The sequence below is a fragment of the Ligilactobacillus equi DSM 15833 = JCM 10991 genome (assembly GCF_000615765.1).
Taxonomy (GTDB): Bacteria; Bacillota; Bacilli; order Lactobacillales; family Lactobacillaceae; genus Ligilactobacillus; species Ligilactobacillus equi.
On record NZ_BAMI01000002.1, the window covers coordinates 59,206 to 78,394 of the forward strand.

Here is a 19,189-nt window from a genome sequence, read left to right on the forward strand (position 1 = left end):
CTTTAACTATATCATCAATGACCCTGGAAAAAAAGACCGCCAAACACCATCAGGCATCCCACGGTCTTTTTAGTGATTATTTCTTGTCAGGGTCAACTTCCTTAAAGTCACCGTCAACAGTGTTGTCATCACCACTTTGGTTAGCACTTGCGTCACCAGCTTGGTCGCCTTGAGCTTGTTGTGCTTCTTGGGCTTGTTGGTATAACTTAACTGACATGTCTTGAACAACCTTGGTCAAGTCATCCTTCTTAGCCTTCATTTCTTCAATATCGTTGGCTTCTTGGGCCTTTTGTAAGGCTTCCTTAGCGTCCTTAACTTGCTTGATTTCTTCTTCAGAAACCTTGCCGTCTAATTCTTCTAAAGTCTTGTCTGTTTGGAAAATCAATTGGTCAACTTCGTTACGTAAATCAACTTCTTCCTTACGCTTCTTGTCAGCCGCTTCGTTTTCCTTAGCTTCGTTAACCATACGTTCGATTTCTTCGTCAGATAAACCGGATGAAGACTTGATAGTAATCTTTTGTTCCTTGTTAGTCCCTAAGTCCTTAGCAGAAACATTTACAATCCCGTTACGGTCAATATCAAACTTAACTTCGATTTGAGGTACACCACGAGGAGCAGCTGGGATGTCTGTTAATTGGAAACGACCTAAAGTCTTGTTATCAGCAGCCATTGGACGTTCACCTTGTAAGACGTGGATATCTACGGCTGGTTGGTTATCAGCAGCAGTTGAGAAGACTTGAGACTTAGAAACAGGAATTGTTGTGTTACGGTCAATCAACTTGGTGAAGACTCCACCCATAGTTTCAATCCCTAAGGATAATGGCGTAACATCAAGTAAGACAACATCCTTCACATCACCAGTAATAACCCCACCTTGGATAGCAGCACCTAAAGCTACGGCTTCGTCAGGGTTAACTGATTGGTTAGGCTTGTGACCAGTTTCAGCTTCAACAGCTTCTTGAACAGCTGGAATCCGTGTAGAACCACCAACTAAGATAACTTCATCAATGTCAGCGTTAGTTAAACCTGCATCCTTCAAAGCGTTGCGGACAGGAATCTTTGTACGTTCCACTAAGTCAGCAGTTAATTGGTTGAACTTCGCACGCGTTAAAGTTGTTTCCAAGTGTAATGGGCCAGCAGCACCGGCAGTAATGAATGGGAGGGAGATTTGTGCTTGCGTAGCAGAAGAAACATCCTTCTTTGCCTTTTCAGCAGCATCCTTCAAACGTTGCATGGCCATCTTATCTTGAGATAAATCAATTCCGTTGGCAGACTTAAAGTCTTCCACTAACCAGTTCATGATGGCGTTATCGAAGTCATCCCCACCAAGGTGTGTGTCACCGTTTGTGGATAATACTTCAAAGACCCCGTCACCTAATTCAAGGATGGAAACATCAAAAGTACCACCACCAAGGTCGTAAACTAAGATACGTTCGTCACGGTCAATCTTATCCAAACCGTAAGCTAAAGCAGCAGCAGTTGGTTCGTTAACAATCCGTTCAACCGTTAAACCAGCAATCTTACCTGCATCCTTAGTTGCTTGACGTTGAGCGTCATTGAAGTAAGCAGGAACAGTAATAACTGCTTGCGTAACTTCTTCACCCAAGTAACTTTCTGCGTAGTCTTTGATGTATTGAAGCACCATCGCAGAAATTTCTTGTGGTGTGTAGGACTTGCCTGCTACTTCTACCTTGTAACCTGCTTCCCCCATGTGACGCTTGATAGATGCGATTGTATCTGGTTAGTGATTGCTTGACGCTTAGCTACTTCCCCAACTTGAGTTTCACCATCTTTAAAAGAAACAACAGATGGAGTGGTACGGTTACCTTCTGGGTTTGTAATAATTTTTGCTTCTTTACCTTCAAGAACAGCTACAGCTGAGTTAGTTGTCCCTAAGTCAATACCAATAATTTTAGCCATTATTTTCTACCTCTTTTATTTTTTCTTATTGTGCCACGACAACCATTGCTGGGCGTAACACACGGTCTTTTAACATGTAACCATCTTGGAAGACCTGCACAATCGTGTCGGCTTCTTGACCGTCTTCCACTGGCACACTTTGAACCGCTTGATGCTTGGTTGGGTCAAACTTTTCACCCAAGGAAGCAATCTTTTCAACATGGTGGTTTTTAAGCGCATTTTCCACGCCCGAAGCCACCATTTCCACGCCCTTTTTCAACTGAACGGAAGCTTCATCATCCACTTCAATTTCTAGAGCACGGTTTAAATTGTCAAGTGATGGCAAGATTTCCTTGATTAAGTCCTGACCTTGGTACTTCAAGATTTGTTCTTGTTCTTTTTTCATCCGCTTGGTCATGTTGGCCATTTCGGCTTCCGCACGGTAGTACTTGTCAGTCATTTCTTCCAAGGCTTGCTTCAAATCTGCAATTTCTTGCTCTTTAGGGTCAATTTCAGCTTCTGTTTGTGTTTCAGTTGCTTCACTTTCCTGAGCTTCCACCTCAGTTGCTTGCTCATCTTGCGCTGGTGTTTCTTCTTGTTTTACATCTGCTTGTAAATCTTCTTTGTTTTCAGCCACTTTAACACCCCTTTTCTTATTCTTCAAAATTCTTATAATAGTTCAGTAACCTAGCAGTTAATTCCTGCTGAAAGGCTCCCAAAATTCCAATCATCTTCGAGTAAGGCATGTTAGTCGGACCTAAAATTGCAATAATCCCTTGCCCCGCATGAGGATCTCCATAAGTTGCTGATACAATACTATAATCAGACAAACTCTTAGCGAAGTCATCCCCGAAGCGTACCGACACATCTTGATTAGCATCCGTGGCGGTTAACTTACCTAACAAAGGTCGCTCTTCTAATAAACTGTACAGGGCTTTGATTTGTTGTACGTCATTGCTTTTAGTGAAGTCTAACAAATTAAGCTTCCCATCGACAAAGACTTGATCTTCGACCGCTTTACTCAAAATGTTACCAAAAACATCTAAGAAATTGCCTGGGTCCTGAAGATATTTGGTTAAAAACGGCGTCAATGCCTGAAGTTGAGCCGGAACTTGACTCAAAGGTAAACCAATTACACGGTCGTTAATTGCTCGAATAACAGGTTCCAATTCTTCCCCGCTCAGCCGAGCTGATGGTGAAGATTTGGCTTTGAACAGAACCATCGCTCGTTACCATGATGGCCATCACCTGCTGACGTCCTAAAGGTACTAGGCGAAAACCTTCTAAGCGTAAAGTCGCCGTCTCTGGTTTAAGCGTGATAGCCGTGTAGTTAGTCAAATCAGACAAGAGTTTAGCTGAAGTTTGTACCAAATCATCGACCTTTAAAAGCTCATTGCCAAAAGCCTGGCGGATATCTGTCCTTACCTTTTTATCAAGCTTCATTGGCTCAACTAGATTATCGATGTAATAACGGTAACCTTTCAAAGAGGGGATTCGCCCAGAAGAGGAGTGTTCCTTTTTCAGGTAGCCCATCTTTTCTAAGGCTAACATTTCATTTCTAATCGTCGCTGAACTCACATGTATTGGTAATTGCTGTTGCAAAACCTTGGAGCCAATCGGCTGTCCAATATTTGTATAGTCCCGGATAATTGCTTCTAAAATCAAAAGCTGTCTTTCCGTCAACATTACAATCACCTCATTTCTTCTTAGCACTCAAAGTAATTAAGTGCTAAGAACAATTATTAATATACACGACATTTCTACTAAGGTCAAGGATTTCGCCCAAATTTTTAGCAGAAAACTCTTCCGAGTGCTAAAAAATATTTTTGGACAAACTTTCCCTTTCCATGTTAAGCTTTGAGAAGAAAAAATACAGAAACGGAAAAAAGCAATGACTATTAATTTATACTTCGTCCGTCACGGACAAACCCTCTTAAATCAATATAATCGTTTGCAAGGTTGGGCCGACTCGCCCCTCACCGCAAAAGGGATTGCTGACGTTACGGCTGCCGGCCAAAGACTCAAAAACTTTAAATTTGATGCTTGTTACTACACCGGTAACACACGGACTTTGCACAGCGCCCAACTAATCTTAGCCCAAAACGAAACTTCTGCACGCAACTTACAACCACAAGCCTTAGAGCTCCTGCGTGAACAAGGCTTTGGTTACTTCGAAACCGAAGACGCTAATCAAGTATGGCTCATGGCCGGGGCTACTCATGGCACCCGCACCCACCAAGACATTATCGATCAATACGGCTTCGCTAAAACCCGCGATTTCCTGCATGAGGTTGATCCTTTTGGCGATGCCGAAGATGACCAAACTTACTGGAATCGGATTGAAAAAGGATTTGATTACTTACGCCAACACCACGAAGATGGACAAAACATTTTGATTTTGAACCACTCCTTCACCACCCGCGGTTTAGTTGATTGCTATGCACCTGAACTAGGGGCTAAAAAACTTGGTCCCCGCAACGGTGCCGTCACTAAGTTTGCCTTAAAAGACAATGGTTTGGAAGTTATTTACTACAACCGTGACCAAGAAGATGCTGAGTACTAAAAAACGTTGCCGTGTGGCAACGTTTTTTGTTTATTCAACAAATTCAAAAGTAAAGGAGCCTAGTCGAACGATATCACCGGCTTTGGCACCTTTAGCCCGCAAGGCATCGTCGACTCCCATTCCTCGCAATTGGCGAGCAAAACGCATGACACTTTCGTCGTGTTCCATGTTGGTCATCAAGAGCAGTTTTTCTAACTTTGCTCCTGAAAGTACCCAGGTTGCATCGGCATCGCGCGTCAACGTAAATGGCGCTTCTTCTTCCTCTTCGTATTTGTATACTACCGCAGCATCTTCTGCCACGATTGGTTCGAATTTTGGTGTTTGGTCTAAAATATCCGCGGTATGCTTCGTCAAAGCATCTAAACCTTGGTGAGTTAAAGAAGAAATTTCCATGACTTCTGGTTGGTTTTCCAAAGTATCGTCTTTGGCTAATTTTTCCTTAAATTCGGCTAAGTTAGTCGCAGAATCTGGCATATCCATCTTGGAAGCCACTACGATTTGGGGCCGTAATAACAGACTTGGATCATACTTCTTCAATTCGGCATTAATCTTCAGGTAGTCTTCAAACGGATCGCGTCCTTCCACTCCCGACATATCAATCAAATGCAGGATAACACGAGTTCTTTCCACGTGACGAAGGAATTGAATCCCTAAACCAACCCCTTGTGAAGCCCCTTCAATCAAACCAGGTAAGTCTGCCATGACATAATCGCGACCATCATCTAAGCGCACCATCCCTAAGTTAGGAACTAAAGTCGTAAAGTGGTATTCTGCAATTTTAGGCTTAGCAGAAGTTACCACCGAAAGTAAGGTCGATTTACCTACAGAAGGGAAACCAACTAAACCAACATCGGCTAAAACCTTTAATTCCAACTTTAATTCCCGTTCAATTCCAGGTTCACCATTTTCAGCAATTTCAGGCGCAGGGTTCTTGGCGGAAGCAAAGTGAATGTTACCACGACCTCCGCGACCACCTTTCGCCACAACTAACTCTTGGCCGGCTTCGACTAAGTCACCTAAAACTTCCCCCGTATTAACATCGGTCACAGTTGTACCTTCAGGCACGGCAATGTAAGTATCTTGGGCTCCACGACCGTACATTCCCTTAATCATTCCGTTTTGACCAGGCTTGGCCTTGAAAATACGATGATAACGGAAATCCATCAAAGTCCGCAAACCTTGATCGACTTTAAAGATGATACTACCACCTTTACCACCATCGCCGCCGGCTGGTCCCCCATTTGGAACATATTTTTCCCGCCGGAAGGCCACCATACCATCGCCACCTTTACCGGACTTTACTTTAATTTTCACTTGATCTACAAACATTTATTTACATCCTTTCTGCCAATTTTGGGCACTTGGGACAAGACACTGCCATACCAATATAACATTAATCAGTTTACCAGGTCAAAACCTTATTTTTTATCACCCTTACCGAGACTTAACTTAATGGTTTGGGCCAACTTTCCATTAATACCAATCTTTTGCAAATCGGCCACCGAAGCCTGACTAATCTTATTTAAACTAGAAAAATTTCGCAGTAATTTATTGCGGGTCTTGGGTCCTACCCCGGTAATTTTATCCAGGCGTGAGGCTAATGAATTCTTAGAGCGTACCTGCCGGTGAAAGGAAATCGCAAAACGGTGAACTTCGTCTTGAATTCTTTGCAGTAAGTAAAAACCTTCACTCTTAGGATCAAGGTTCACCTTTTGATCGTCACCAGTCATCAAATCTGCGGTCTTGTGACGGTCATTTTTGACCATTCCCGCCACCGGAATATCAATTCCCAACTGATTTTCTAAGACATCTTTGGCCGCTTCTATTTGAATTTGTGCTCCATCCATTAAAATTAGGTCTGGTAAAGATGCATTTTCATTTAATAACCGTCGATAACGACGATAAATTACCTCGCGCGTACTTTGTGCTTCATCGGCATGTTCAACTGTCGTCAGTTTATATTTGCGGTATTCACTTTTTTCTGGGCGTCCGTCAATAAAACAAACCATAGCAGACACGACGTCCGTCCCCTGTAAATGCGAGTGGTCAAAGGCTTCAATTCGGTGACCACTTGGTAAGTTCAAGGCGGTCATGATTTCGTCCATGGCTCCACTGGTCTTTCTTTCATCCAATTCCAAAAGCCGGAACTTTTCTTCTAACACCAAGCGGGCATTTTTTTGCGCCAATTCCAAGAGGCTTTTTTTACTTCCTCTTTGAGGCGTGCGAATTGGCACCTGCAAAATTTCCTCCAAAACATCTTGATCTAAGTCCTTAGGCACCAGCACTTCTTTAGGTAAAATTCGATTCTTTTGATTATAGAACTGCAAAATAAAAGAGGCCATTTCAGCTTGCGGTGTATCAATACAAGGAAAGAGACGCTTTTCTCGTTTCATCAAACGTGCTTGCCGAATGGAAAAAATTTGAATCGACAGCCACCCCTTATCCATATAGTAAGCAAAGATATCGCGGGGCGTATTATCGTTAGAAATAATTTTTTGTTTTTCCACCGTCATTTCCACATAACGAATTTGATCACGCAATTCTCCCGCCCGTTCAAATTCTAAATTTGTAGCTGCGACCTCCATCTTGGTAGTCAAATCCTTTTTAATTTGTCCAACATTACCATTCAAGAAAGACTTTATTTTTTTAACTTGTTTCGCATAAATCTCCGCTGGTACTTCTTGAAAACACGCCCCTAAACATTGTCCCATATGGTAATAAAGACAAGGGCGTTTTTGATAACCACTACACCGACGTAGAGGATAAATCTTTTGCAGGAGTTGCATGGTTTCAGTTGCGGCATAAACATTAGGGTAAGGTCCAAAGTAGCTACCACCATCTTTTTTTACCTGACTGACAATCTTGATTTGCGGATCTTTTTCTTTGGTAATCTTAATATAAGGATAACCGGTTCCCTGTTTCAACTTGATATTATAATAAGGCTTATGCTTTTGAATGAGCGTAATTTCTAATAAAAAAGCTTCCTTGTCCGTTGAAGTAATAATGGTTTCAAAGTCCCGAATCTCACTAACTAACTTGGCCGTCTTACCTTCATGCGCACTTTTAAAATAAGAGCGGACCCGATTTTTAAGATTCTTAGCCTTACCTACATAGATAATACGACTGTTAATATCCTTCATCAAATAACAACCCGGCAGGTCAGGCAAAAGTTTTAATTTATTTTCAATATGTTGGCTTGCCATGCGCTCATATCCCTTTCCATATTTTTATCGATTATAACGCAAACTGCCCCTAAATTCACCTAATTCGCCCACAAAAAAAGCCCGCTAAACTAGCGAACTTTTCTCTCTTAGTTATTCTTTAAACTCAGATTGCTAAGTAAGTCTTCATAGGCGTGTTCATACTTAGGAATGTCACCGGCACCCATGAAGATAACTACATCATCATGGTAATCCAATAATGGTGACATATTGTCTAAAGCGATAATTTCTCCCCCTTTAGAGATTTTTGCCCCTAAGTCCTTGGCAGAAACAGCCCCGTCTTTTTCCCGGATGGAGGAGAAGATTTCTGTTAAGTAAACCTTGTCCGCCAAGTTTAAACTTTCCGCAAATTCGTCCATCAAGGCAATCGTCCGACTAAAAGTGTGAGGTTGGAAGACCGCAATAATGGTCTTATCAGGGTATTGTTGCCGAGCAGCATCAATCGTTGCACGAATTTCAGCTGGGTGGTGCGCATAATCATCAATAATCACCATGTCAGCGACCCGTTTTTCTGCAAAACGCGCTTAACTCCTTTGAAGGTCAATAATTCATGCTTAATTTCAGCTTGGTCAATTTCTTCGAAGTAAGCCACCGCAATTACTGCCAAACTATTCAAAACATTGTGTTGACCAAACATCGGAATTTCGTAGTTACCTAAAAATTCATCATGACGGTAAACATCAAAAGTTGACCCTTTCGTAGTCCGCTTAATATTAACAGCGCGGAATTCATCATTTTCTTCCGTCCCGTAGAAGTGCACTGGAATATCAACCTTTAAGTCCCGCAAGTACTTATCTTCACCCCAGGCAAAAAGCCCCTTCTTGGTCTTGTTAGCCAAGTCTGTAAAGGCCGCACAGACATCATCAATATCTTTGAAGTAGTCCGGGTGGTCAAAATCGATATTTGTCATAATTGCATAATCAGGCGTGTAATCTGCGAAGTGACGACGGTATTCGTCGGCTTCAAAAGCAAAGAAACGCGCATCGGGAATTCCCTTCCCAGAACCATCACCAATTAAGTAACTAGTTGGCGCCACGCCACTTAAAACGTGAGCTAATAAGCCCGTGGTGCTGGTCTTACCATGAGCACCGGCCACCGCAATACTAGTGGTTTCTTGAACCAACATTTCTACAGTCTGAGGGTAAGTTAAAATATCCAAACCCAATTCCTTAGCCTTTTGGATTTCAGGATGATCATCACCAAAAGCATTCCCCTTGACAATCGTCATCCCAGTGGTAATATTTTCGCCGGCAAAAGGTTTTATTTCAATTCCTGCTTGTTCTAGACCCCGTTGAGTAAAAGTGTATTTTTCAATATCAGAGCCTGCTACCTGACAGCCTTTATCCTTCAAAATTAAGGCTAAAGCACTCATTCCAGTTCCTTTAATTCCTACGAAAAAGTAGGTTGTTTGCATATCCATAATCGCATTCCTCTTTTCCTTGTTACTATCATATTTTAGCACGTTGCTTATTAGCTTCATACTGTTTATTGTTGACGTAACTTATTTAATCCCTCTTGAGTCAAAAAGACACTGCGTGGTTTTGACCCGCGAGATTTCGAAATATATTGTTTAGCTTCTAATTGTTCAATGATTGTTGCTGCGCGGTTATAACCGATACCAAAGACCCTTTGTAATTTAGAAGTTGAAATCGTTTCTTCATTCACCAGGTAATCAAGCACCCGCGGGAAAATTTCATCTTGGCTCTCCGCTTCTTCCACATGCTTCTTCAACTTTTCAGGATCAAAAGCATAATGAGGTTGTCCTTGTTGACGAACAAAAGCGGTAATCATCTCAACTTCTTCATCAATGTAAGCTCCCTGTAAACGTAAAGGTTGACTGCTACCATTCCCAAGATACAGCATATCCCCCCGACCTAAGAGTCGTTCGGCGCCAGCTTGATCTAAGATAGTCCGCGAGTCAATTTGACTGGAAACCATGAAAGCAATCCGAGTCGGAATATTATTTTTAATCGTTCCGGTAACGACATCCACACTTGGTCTTTGAGTGGCCACCAATAAATGGATTCCGGCCGCCCGGGCTTTGGCAGTAATTCGCGCAATATAGTCTTGCACTTCCGAGGAAGCCGCCATCATCAAATCGGCCAACTCATCAATTACCACTACGATATAAGGAAGCTTCAAACCGTAATCGCCTTGATTAGCCATCTTTTTGTTGAAAGCTTCCAAATTCCGCGCCCCGTAAGAAGCTAGCTGTTGATAACGGCGTTCCATTTCTTCGACCACCCATTTTAAGGTTGCCGCCGCTGCTTGCATATCAGAAATCACCGGCGCTAATAAATGGGGGATATCTTGATAAGGCGCCATTTCAACCGCTTTAGGGTCAATGATAATCAGTTTAACTTCATTTGGCTTGGCCTTGTATAAAAGGGAAACCAAGATTGAATTTAAGAAGACCGACTTCCCAGAACCAGTCGCCCCGGCAATCAAACCATGAGGCATCTTTTGTAAATTAGTCACTCGAGCTTGCCCAAATAAGTCCACCCCCAAAGCAACCGTTAATGGCGAATCAGCTTTCGAAAGGCTTCAGATTCCAAAATTTCCGCTAACATAACTGGTCGACCATAGCGATTAGGTACTTCAATTCCCACGGTACTCTTACCTGGAATTGGGGCTTCAATACGTACATCCTTTGCTGCTAAGTTTAACTGTAAATCATCAGCCAAATTGGTGATTTTGTTAACTTTAACGCCCCGACCCAAGGCTAGTTCAAACTGCACTACCGAAGGACCAATCGTTTGATTAACGACATGGGCATCAACCTTAAAGTCGTTTAACGTTTGGTCTAAAATCATCACTTGTTCTTGAATCCAGGCATCAAGCGCCACGTCATTGGCCCGCACTGGCGCAGGTAATAAATCTAAACTTGGGAATTGGTAACCCGCCTCATCCATGGCTACTGCCACTTGTGAAGCTACTGGCGCGGTATTCATCGCCATCGTTTGACCATCAATAGTTGCTTGTTCCTGACTATCTTTAAAGACTACTTCTTGCTGGTTTTCTGCTTCATTTACCGGTATTTCAGCTTCATTCTGATTTTCATCACTGACTATCTTGGGCGTTGAAGCCACTTCACTACTTGCCAAAGAAGCCGATGACTCAACGTAAACCGAGACCACTGCCATACTTTGACTAACTTCACTGACACTTTCCACCTTGGGACGACTTAATTCGGAGGTTACTTGGGAATCCAGTGCCACTTCCCGCGTTTTTTCACGATGGTAAACCATCGCTTGAGAGCTCATTTTCACTACCGGTTCTGTACTTTGACTTACACTTGTTAAAGCTGCTACCTCACTAAGGCTTTCGCTTTCAGTAGCTAAAGATGTTTGCAGGCTGGTTTCAACTTGCGCTTCGAAGGTCACCATTGGTAAGGTCAAATCAAGCACATTAGCGTCTTGGCCTTCTTCATCGAATAACCAGTAGGAATCTTTCGGCTTTGCTAATAAACTGATTAAATGCGCATAATGCTTCCGCAAATTGCGTACTTGATTCTTAATCTGTGACGGTGGCACATAAGTTGGACGAAAACCACGAGAATTTTGATAAACATTCACTGTTTTTTTCGGTAAAGCTTGCGCTGGACGCAAAGCTTTTTGGGGTCTAAGTTTTCTTGCTTGTCTCATACTGCCAGTCTTTTCTTTATTTTCACCCCGAAAAAAGGCTGGACCGTCGTACTTTTCCATGAATTTATTTTCCTTTTAAAAATTTTTGTCTAAATAAAAAAGACTAGTAAGTCCATACTAGTCTAATTCTATCATAATTCTATTGCGCTGGCGTAAATAAATTCGCAGCTTTCGCAAAATCAAAGGCCCGGCCAGCAGGATATTCTGTAGCATCAAGCTCTAAGATGCCACGTACTTGAGGAGCATTGGGCAGGTGTAATTCACGCGCGGAACAAACCATCCCAAAGGATTCTACTCCACGTAACTTCCCAGGCCAGATAATAGCCCCTGTAGGCATCATCGCACCGACTTTAGCGACAACCACATTTTGACCGACCGCAATGTTAGGAGCCCCACACACAATTTGGAGTTCTTTTTGACCATCAACTTCAATCTTAGTGATGTGAAGGTGGTCAGAATCTGGGTGTTCCGCCATTTCCTTAACATAACCCACCACAAACTTAGGTTCTTCGTCTACGACTAATTCAGCTTCAAAACCGACAGCTACTAAAGCCTCGTTTAACTTCGCAACTTGTGCCGCTGTCAAAAAAACTTGGCCTTGACCTTCTAAATCAGGCAAAACATTCTTAGCCTCCAAGAAATTAAAACCTAACGTAGCTTGGTCTTTCACAGCGTAAATCCGGACTACTTGTCCCTTTTGTTCGTATGCTTGTTCTCCTTGATCTTGGTTCACAACCAACATCAATACATCGCCGGCTTGGGCGGGGTTATAACTAGAAATTAACATTTCCCAAAAATCTCCTTATTATGCGATATTGTTTAAAAAGTCCACGACTTCTTCTTTAGTTTTACGGTCTTTATTGACAAAACGACCTGCTTCCTTACCGTTCTTGTAAACGATAAAGGATGGAATCCCCATAACCATCAATTCTTGGCATAAGTCAATATTTTCATCTCGGTCAACAGTGATGAATTCATATTGGCTAAATTCTTCCATAATTGATGGCATGGCTGGTTTGATAAAACGGCAGTCTGGGCACCAGTCTGCGGTGAAAAATAACACGTAGTTTCCTTGAGCTAACTTAGCTTCCATTTCTGCTTTGTTCATTACGGCTAATGTTTCCATATTCAAGTTCCTCACTTTTCTTGTTTCGCTACCTGTATTATAGCCTATCTATCCAAGAAAATAAAATAGTTTGCTTACTTTTTAAAAGTGTGCTTCTAACTTGTAAATCGGTTGCCCTTTGGAAGAAAATTTTTCTTCATATTCGGTCATAACATTATCGATCACTGCATCCGTGGCGTGCAAGTCCAACCAAACTTGGTCAAAGACCATGCCGTAGTTATTCATACTTGCTAGGGAGTATTCAAACAAGCCCCGGTTATCGGTCTTGAATTCCAAATGACCGTCAGCGACCATCACATCTTGGTATTGCTTCAAGAAGGATTTGTAAGTTAAACGGCGCTTTTCATGGCGCGTCTTGGGCCAAGGATCAGAGAAGTTAAGATAAACACCTGCCACCTCGTCTTTTTCAAAGTATTCGGTCAAACCAGCCCCATTGGCACACACTAATTGTAAGTTAGGCAATGTGGCTTCAATTTGCTTCTTTAAAGCAATTCCTGTCGCCACCGTTTGCATTTCTAAGCCAATAAAGTTACGGTCCGGATACTTTTTAGCCATTTCTACGATAAAACGACCTTTCCCCATCCCAACTTCAATGTAAAGTGGTTGGTCTTTTTCAAAGCGACTTTGCCATTTACCCTTCAACTTTTCTGGTTCAGTTACCACCCATTGTGGATTTGCTTCAATTAAAGGCTTCGCCCAAGGTTTATTTTTTAAACGCACAGATATCCTCCTTTTTCTTTTACCGGGAAAACTCCCTGCTTATCTACATCTTTAGAATAATTAAACACTACTGATATTAGCATGTATCGCCAGTAATTGTAAAGCTTGAGCTTACTAAAAACAGTCCACCACTACTGATGGACTGTTCGTGCCTGTTTATAATAGGCTTTGCTCATTTAAAACTTGCGAAAGTTTAATTATGTCTTGGTTCATTTCATGGAAACGACCACGTTCGTAGGCGTCCTTGACATTTAACAAGAGTCGCATCAGCACATACCAATGAACTCTCGCCTCAAGGTCTGGTGGTAATTCTTCACCGCCTAAGGCATAGTAGCTGGTCAGCCACTCCTGCCAATTTTCACGCGGGACATAGTGATACATTAACATGCTAAGATCCAAAGCTGGATCAGCAATTAGCGCAGATTCCCAATCAACCAAGTAAAGTTGATTATGATCTGATAAAAGCCAGTTTTTATGATTTAAATCGCCATGACATACTTCGTAATTTGAGCGCGCAAAGTTTGGCTGCTTCGAACGCAAGCGATTGGCCACATCTTTCAGTAAAGGATGTGAGCGCAATTGCGGGTTTAAACCGCGGAAATACTGGTTCAATAATTCGAAGGGCGTCACCGTTTTACCCCCAATTTGCCCTAAAATCTTCTTTAGGACTGGTAGATGGTGAATCCGGTGCAAAAGTTCGGCCACACTTTTTTGTGTCATTTCTGATTTGTGTAAGCTACGACCGTTTTTCCATTCTTGAGCTGTTATGGTATCCCCACTCACCAGGCGCTTCGCCCACACGAGTCTAGGCGTAATTTCCTCAATCGCCAAGGCTGCTAAAAATGGTGAGGTGTTTTGCTTCAAGAATAACTTCTCTTCTTTATTGGTGCCCATAAAGGCCGTACCAGTATCGCCTGCAATCGGTTCGACTTGCCAATCTTTTCCTAGTGTAAATACCATAATTGGCCCTCTCTTACATGCGATAAGTACATCTAAGTTTACAAAGGAAATATCTTACTGTCAAGATATTCCCACCTAACTGAGAAAGTTTTAATCACCTACTTTGCGAGCTATTAGATGTTTTAATAATCCTTGATTTAACAAGATTAATACTACTAAAACGCCCCCACCAAAGGCCCAGCTTTGACTACCGAGACCGACTCCTAAGGCCATGATAAACGCACTAAGCGCCATGACTTTTTGTAGTAATTTGGTCAAATCTTTTTTCTTAACTGTGGTGTCCAAAGGATAAAGATGAGTGAAGACAATCTCATCGTAACGTTTACTAAGGGGTAAAAGTTGCAAAGCCAACATGTAATAGAAAAGCACCGCAATTAACCCTGCCAACCAACCATTGTCGATAAAAAGGGTAATCACAAAAGTTAGCATCGTCAGACGTAACCACAAGTTAGCGTATTCTTCCTTACGGGCAAAACCACGGACAAATAAATAGGCATAGGGACTTTGGCCTCTCAGGAAAATGTCCAAATACTTACGTCGTTTGACACTGGACTTAACCATTGGCACATCCGTGAAAAGATTGTACAGACGGTAAAGCCCCATCTGTCTTTGCGCTTCAATTGCGACGGCATAATTCCAAGCGAATAAGTGCTTGGTCATTTGCTGCTTACTCAAAGCCAAAACTAAGATTAAACCAAAAAGTAAAAGTATCCCCAAAGGAATAAAAGTTACAAAACTGATTAAAATCGCTAAAGCCAAAATTCGTAAGCCCCACCGGTAAGTTACAGTTTGAAACTTAGGATAATAGTGTGCTTGAAGCGCGAAATTATGGTACAAAATTTTCAGCGTGGCCGTCACAAATAAAAAGACCAAGCTTTGACCATAAGAAAAACCTACCGCAGTCACGATAAACGGCAAGGCGCATATCCAGACCAAAAATTGCCCTGCCAAAGCCAATGGCAAGGAGCTTTTAGCTGCCAAGTTTAGATAGGTTGCCATTTGGTAATCTAGAGGGCTCAAGAAAACCACGTCCGCCTTTTCTAATAAGCTAGCAAACTTAACTAAAAATAAACCTGACCACAGGACTAAAGCCAAGGTCAACTTAAAAATCCAGTGGCCGGAAGCCAAGGGTAATACCTTTAAAAAATCCGCATAAGCATAAGCTAAACCACCGAATAAGAAAAATAAGGCTAAGACAAAATTATCGTTAAAAACATAACGTAAGTACTTGAGCTGTTGTTTTTGATAACGTTCTTTGCGCGTCTTCCAGATTTCTTCCATGAACTAATCCTCCGTCGCCAAAGCTAGATAAATTTCCGTAAGACTTTGCCCCTTAGCTCGGTATTTAGTCTGTAAATCTGCGAGACTGCCGGCAGCTTTGACTTGCCCTTTACTCAACAGCACAAAGGAATCACAATAATTTTGCGCCGTGTCTAAGACGTGGGTAGACATCAAAATCGCAGCCCCCCGCTTTTTTTCCACTTCAATCAGATTTAATAAATCTCGAATAGCTAATGGATCAAGACCTAAGAAGGGCTCATCAATGATGTACAAGTCAGCTTCTAGCATAAAAGCACATACTAGCATCACCTTTTGTTTCATCCCTTTAGAAAAATTAGCCGGAAACCAATCTAACTTATTTTCCAAACGAAAAAGCTTTAGGAGTTTTTTCGCCTTGGCCCAGGTGGCTACTTGATCCAAATGATAGGCATTCATCGTTAACTCCAGGTGTTCTTTTAGAGTTAGTTCTTCGTATAAAACCGGACTTTCTGGCACATAGGCTAAACTTTGCTTATAGGCTTGACTATCTTCTTTGAGCGTCTTGCCATTTAATAAAATTTCCCCTTGATGTGGGGTTAGCAAACCAATAATGTGATTTAAGGTCGTTGATTTCCCGGCCCCATTTAAACCAATCAGCCCACTAATTGACCTTTTGGCACCTCGAGTGAGACATCTTTTAAAACGGGAATCTGAGAATAGCCGCCCACTAAATTCTTAATCGTTAACGTCATTTGGGTCCCCTCTTTTTTCTTGTTTTTGCTTCTAGTATAACACACCCCCATAAGGATTTAATGTTATACTAAATACATAAACTGATGAAAGAAGGTTTTTTCCTATGGAAGAAAATTGCGTTTTTTGTAAGATTATTGCCGGTGACATTCCTAGTTACACCGTTTACGAAGATGAGGTCGTGAAGGCCTTTTTAGATATCTCCCAAGTCACTGAAGGACACGTTTTGGTAATTCCTAAAAAGCACGTCGCTAGCCTTTTTGAATACGATGCCAACTTAGCTGGAGAGGTCTTCAGTCGCATTCCTAAAATTGCGCGGGCCATCCAAAAGTCGAACCCTAATATCGTTGGCTTAAACTTGATGAACAACAATGGAGAAGTCGCCTACCAATCTGTTTTCCACTCCCATTTCCACCTTTTACCACGTTACGGTAGCCAAGACGGATTCAAGCTATCTTTGCCGATAACACTGGTAAACAATCTACCGAAGAGTTAAGCACTTTAGCCCAAAAGATTAGCCAAGAAGTTGGTGAATAAAATGAAAAAACGCACGAAATTTTCATTAATCGCGGGACTGGGGTTAGTTACTTGGCTTTACTATGAAAGAGATGGGTTACGCCAGTTAGGACGAATTGCTAAGCAGCAACAAGCAGAAATCTTAACTGCTGTTGAAAACTTAGGCGATAAGGTTCAAGCTGTCAACCAAGTTCTGCAAGAACTTGGAACCACCCTTCCTGAAAGTCTTGATGTGTTAGCAAAGCTTATTACTGATTTGGAGGAATATCAAACAACGATTACTCCTACTTTGGAGCATTTAAGCCAACGTGATAAAAAGTGAAGATTTTTTGAAAAAATCCGGATTTTTCGTGCTTAGCTTATCCTTTAGGAAAAAAGTGTGATATAGTATAAATAAAATTTAGGAAAGAGATGTGTCAATTTAACATGAAAAAATGGTTAGTGGCCTTGGCCGGAATCTTAATGACCTTCAGTTTAGCAGCTTGTTCCAAAACCGTTGCGACAACTGCAGGTGGTAAAATCACGGAAAGCGAGTACTACTCAAGCTTGAAACAAACTTCATCAGGGAAACAAGTTTTACAAGAAATGATTCTTAACAAATTGTTAGAACACGATTATGGTAAAAAAGTTTCCAGCAAGCAAGTTACCAAGGAGTACAATGCTTACAAGAATCAATATGGTTCTTCATTCGAATTATACTTGACTCAATCCGGTTTAACCAAGGCTCAATTTAAAGAACAAATTCGTTCCAGCCTCTTAATGCAAGAAGCAGTTAAGGCTAACACCAAGATTACTAACAAGATGATTGACAAGCAATGGAAAAAATATCAACCAACCATCACGGTTGCTCATATCTTGGTCGATAAGAAATCAACTGCTGAAGACTTAATCAAGCAATTACAAGCTGACCCATCCTTGAAGAACTTCAAGAAGTTAGCTAAGAAAAACTCAACCGACACTTCTTCTGCTAGTGACGGCGGGGTCTTACCTTCCTTCAACAACACAGATACCGACTTAGCATCTAAGTTTAAGAAGGCTGCCTTTGCTTTGAAACAAGGGGAATACACTACCACTCCTGTGAAGACTAGCTACGGTTACCACATTATCTACAGTGTGAAAAATCCTGGTAAAGGGCAAAAGAAAGACCACATTTCTGAACTTAAGAGCCAAATCATCTCTGAAAAGATGAACGACTCTACTTACCTCCAAAAAGTCTTAACCAAAGTTTTAAAGAAGGGGAAAGTTAATATTAAAGATAGTGACTTAAAAGACGTCCTAGCTAACTACCTTTCAACTTCGACTTCTAGCTCAAGCTCTAAATAAAACTAAAAAGGTTCGCAACCATTTTCGGTCGCGAACCTTTTTGGATTTAAAGTAAATCCTGATTTGCAACGAAGATTTGCACTTGGTCAACCCGGTTGGCCTGACCACAACATGGGCACGTTAAATTTAAAGCTACGAGGTTATGCCCTCCGACATGGGGGCGCCCCTGAATGAAAAGGTCGCCCCCCATTTTTTCAAAATCATAACGATAGTCAAAACTTCCGACTGCGACCACCGCGCGACAAGCCTGGCAACTTAACAACCAGGCCAAATAAATCTGATAACTTTGATCGTACTCTGTTACCACACAAAAGGCTGCCAAAAATTGCAAAAGGCTGTGATAATGACCACTTTGCTCCCAAGCAATTATATCTTCTTTAACCAAATCATCATGAAGCGCCACAATTTGTTTAAAGGTTAAAGTCTCCAACTGATAACGCTGCTTTTGCGAATTTTCAATCAAAGTGTAGTTGGTAATATATCCACGATAAGCCTGGGGTAAAAAAGCATCTTCACAGACTAATTGCTTGCCACTGGTGTCATTAATTTGACAGCCACAAAACAGGCACTCGTAATCTAGGGCACTAGCCTTATCATTGCCGACAAAAAAGCCCTCCTCATCCGCCAAGGTCATCCAACCTCCGGCTAAAACTCGGTTACAGTCCGGACACTTACCTAGAAAGAAACTCTGACACTTTCCTTTTTGACAGGCTTCATACAAGGCGACAGTCAGTTCTTGGGCCTGAGTTGGGGTTTGAATTTCTAATTGTTGAACTAAATTAGACCAAGTCAAAATCCGCGAAGATCTTTTTAACAGCCACTTTAATTTTATTTTCCGAATTAAGTCCATTAGTGCGCCTCCCCTTATTTCAATTCTGCGCATCAATTATAGCATTATTTCTTGCTTTAGAGTCCACTCTAAGCAGTATACTAAAAGAAAAATCTAAAAAAGGAGTTTAACCATGAACATCAAAAAAGCTTCCGCCCTCCTAGACTTAACCCCCGATACCATTCGCTACTATGAGCGCATTGGCCTAGTACCACCTTTGAAACGGGATAAAAACGGCGTTCGAACTTTTGAAGAAACTGATCTTAATTGGCTCGAATTTGTGAAATGCATGCGCCAAGCTGGCCTTTCCATTGAAGCCCTACACGACTATATTCAACTAACCGTCACCGACGATCCGGCCACTATCCCCGAACGTAA

General features: G+C 41.8%; 13 protein-coding genes and 6 pseudogenes. 5 read left to right on the top strand and 14 right to left on the bottom strand.

The genetic code is table 11. The annotated features are described in order from the left end of the window. Nucleotides 1–76: 76 nt before the first annotated feature. From dnaK to hrcA, 3 genes and pseudogenes are all read right to left on the bottom strand, one after another. Nucleotides 77–1,920: pseudogene (gene dnaK, locus JCM10991_RS12080) on the bottom strand (molecular chaperone DnaK). Between the two features lie 25 nt (nt 1,921–1,945). After that, a complete protein-coding gene (grpE, locus tag JCM10991_RS01300; RefSeq protein ID WP_025020319.1) occupies nt 1,946–2,536 on the bottom strand; it encodes a nucleotide exchange factor GrpE in 591 nt (196 codons plus the stop codon). Nucleotides 2,537–2,552: 16 nt separating this feature from the next. Further along, nucleotides 2,553–3,585 (bottom strand): annotated as a pseudogene (gene hrcA / locus JCM10991_RS12085) (heat-inducible transcriptional repressor HrcA). Nucleotides 3,586–3,790: 205 nt separating this feature from the next. Between hrcA and JCM10991_RS01310 the strand changes: the two are divergent. Further along, complete coding sequence (locus JCM10991_RS01310; protein ID WP_025020320.1) at nt 3,791–4,462, top strand: histidine phosphatase family protein; 672 nt, start codon at nt 3,791–3,793, stop codon at nt 4,460–4,462. Between the two features lie 30 nt (nt 4,463–4,492). On the opposite strand, the gene obgE is transcribed toward JCM10991_RS01310, so the two are convergent. From obgE to JCM10991_RS12100, 10 genes and pseudogenes are all read right to left on the bottom strand, one after another. Then, nucleotides 4,493–5,791, bottom strand: coding sequence for a GTPase ObgE (gene obgE, locus JCM10991_RS01315; RefSeq protein WP_025020321.1), 1,299 nt, complete (start codon nt 5,789–5,791; stop codon nt 4,493–4,495). An 89-nt stretch (nt 5,792–5,880) separates the two neighbouring features. After that, nucleotides 5,881–7,665 carry an excinuclease ABC subunit UvrC gene (gene uvrC / locus JCM10991_RS01320; protein WP_025020322.1) on the bottom strand — a complete coding sequence of 595 codons (1,785 nt, stop codon included), beginning with the start codon at nt 7,663–7,665 and terminating at the stop codon, nt 5,881–5,883. A 107-nt stretch (nt 7,666–7,772) separates the two neighbouring features. Continuing rightward, nucleotides 7,773–9,103: pseudogene (gene murC / locus JCM10991_RS12090) on the bottom strand (UDP-N-acetylmuramate--L-alanine ligase). A gap of 65 nt (nt 9,104–9,168) precedes the next feature. Then, a pseudogene (locus JCM10991_RS16560) lies at nt 9,169–11,387 on the bottom strand (DNA translocase FtsK). 79 nt (nt 11,388–11,466) lie between these two features. Next, nucleotides 11,467–12,114 carry a YtpR family tRNA-binding protein gene (ytpR, locus tag JCM10991_RS01335; protein ID WP_025020323.1) on the bottom strand — a complete coding sequence of 216 codons (648 nt, stop codon included), beginning with the start codon at nt 12,112–12,114 and terminating at the stop codon, nt 11,467–11,469. Nucleotides 12,115–12,132: 18 nt separating this feature from the next. Next, nucleotides 12,133–12,468, bottom strand: coding sequence for a thioredoxin family protein (locus tag JCM10991_RS01340; RefSeq protein ID WP_413927783.1), 336 nt, complete (start codon nt 12,466–12,468; stop codon nt 12,133–12,135). Between the two features lie 66 nt (nt 12,469–12,534). Beyond that, nucleotides 12,535–13,173 (bottom strand): tRNA (guanosine(46)-N7)-methyltransferase TrmB, encoded by a 639-nt coding sequence (gene trmB / locus JCM10991_RS01345; protein WP_025020325.1) that lies wholly within the window; start codon nt 13,171–13,173, stop codon nt 12,535–12,537. Between the two features lie 156 nt (nt 13,174–13,329). Further along, entirely contained in the window at nt 13,330–14,133 is an 804-nt protein-coding gene (locus tag JCM10991_RS01350) for a phosphotransferase family protein (protein WP_023859904.1), read from the bottom strand. Nucleotides 14,134–14,223: 90 nt separating this feature from the next. After that, nucleotides 14,224–15,414: an ABC transporter permease gene (locus JCM10991_RS01355; protein WP_025020326.1), complete on the bottom strand. Its 1,191-nt coding sequence runs from the start codon at nt 15,412–15,414 to the stop codon at nt 14,224–14,226. A 3-nt stretch (nt 15,415–15,417) separates the two neighbouring features. Continuing rightward, nucleotides 15,418–16,145, bottom strand: a pseudogene (locus tag JCM10991_RS12100) (ABC transporter ATP-binding protein). Between the two features lie 104 nt (nt 16,146–16,249). Here JCM10991_RS12100 and JCM10991_RS12105 point away from each other — a divergent pair. The 3 genes and pseudogenes from JCM10991_RS12105 (at nt 16,250) to JCM10991_RS01375 (ending at nt 17,982) form a co-directional block, all read left to right on the top strand. Then, a pseudogene (locus tag JCM10991_RS12105) lies at nt 16,250–16,680 on the top strand (HIT family protein). 1 nt (nt 16,681) lies between these two features. Beyond that, nucleotides 16,682–16,981, top strand: coding sequence for a hypothetical protein (locus JCM10991_RS01370; protein ID WP_023859900.1), 300 nt, complete (start codon nt 16,682–16,684; stop codon nt 16,979–16,981). 104 nt (nt 16,982–17,085) lie between these two features. Then, nucleotides 17,086–17,982, top strand: a complete 897-nt coding sequence (locus JCM10991_RS01375) for a peptidylprolyl isomerase (protein ID WP_025020327.1) — start codon at nt 17,086–17,088, stop codon at nt 17,980–17,982. 46 nt (nt 17,983–18,028) lie between these two features. Here JCM10991_RS01375 and JCM10991_RS01380 read toward each other — a convergent pair whose 3' ends face one another. Continuing rightward, nucleotides 18,029–18,832: a hypothetical protein gene (locus JCM10991_RS01380; RefSeq protein ID WP_025020328.1), complete on the bottom strand. Its 804-nt coding sequence runs from the start codon at nt 18,830–18,832 to the stop codon at nt 18,029–18,031. Nucleotides 18,833–18,944: 112 nt separating this feature from the next. Between JCM10991_RS01380 and JCM10991_RS01385 the strand changes: the two genes are divergently transcribed. Then, the coding region (locus JCM10991_RS01385) for a MerR family transcriptional regulator (RefSeq protein WP_025020329.1) at nt 18,945–19,189 on the top strand (245 nt) is incomplete at its 3' end.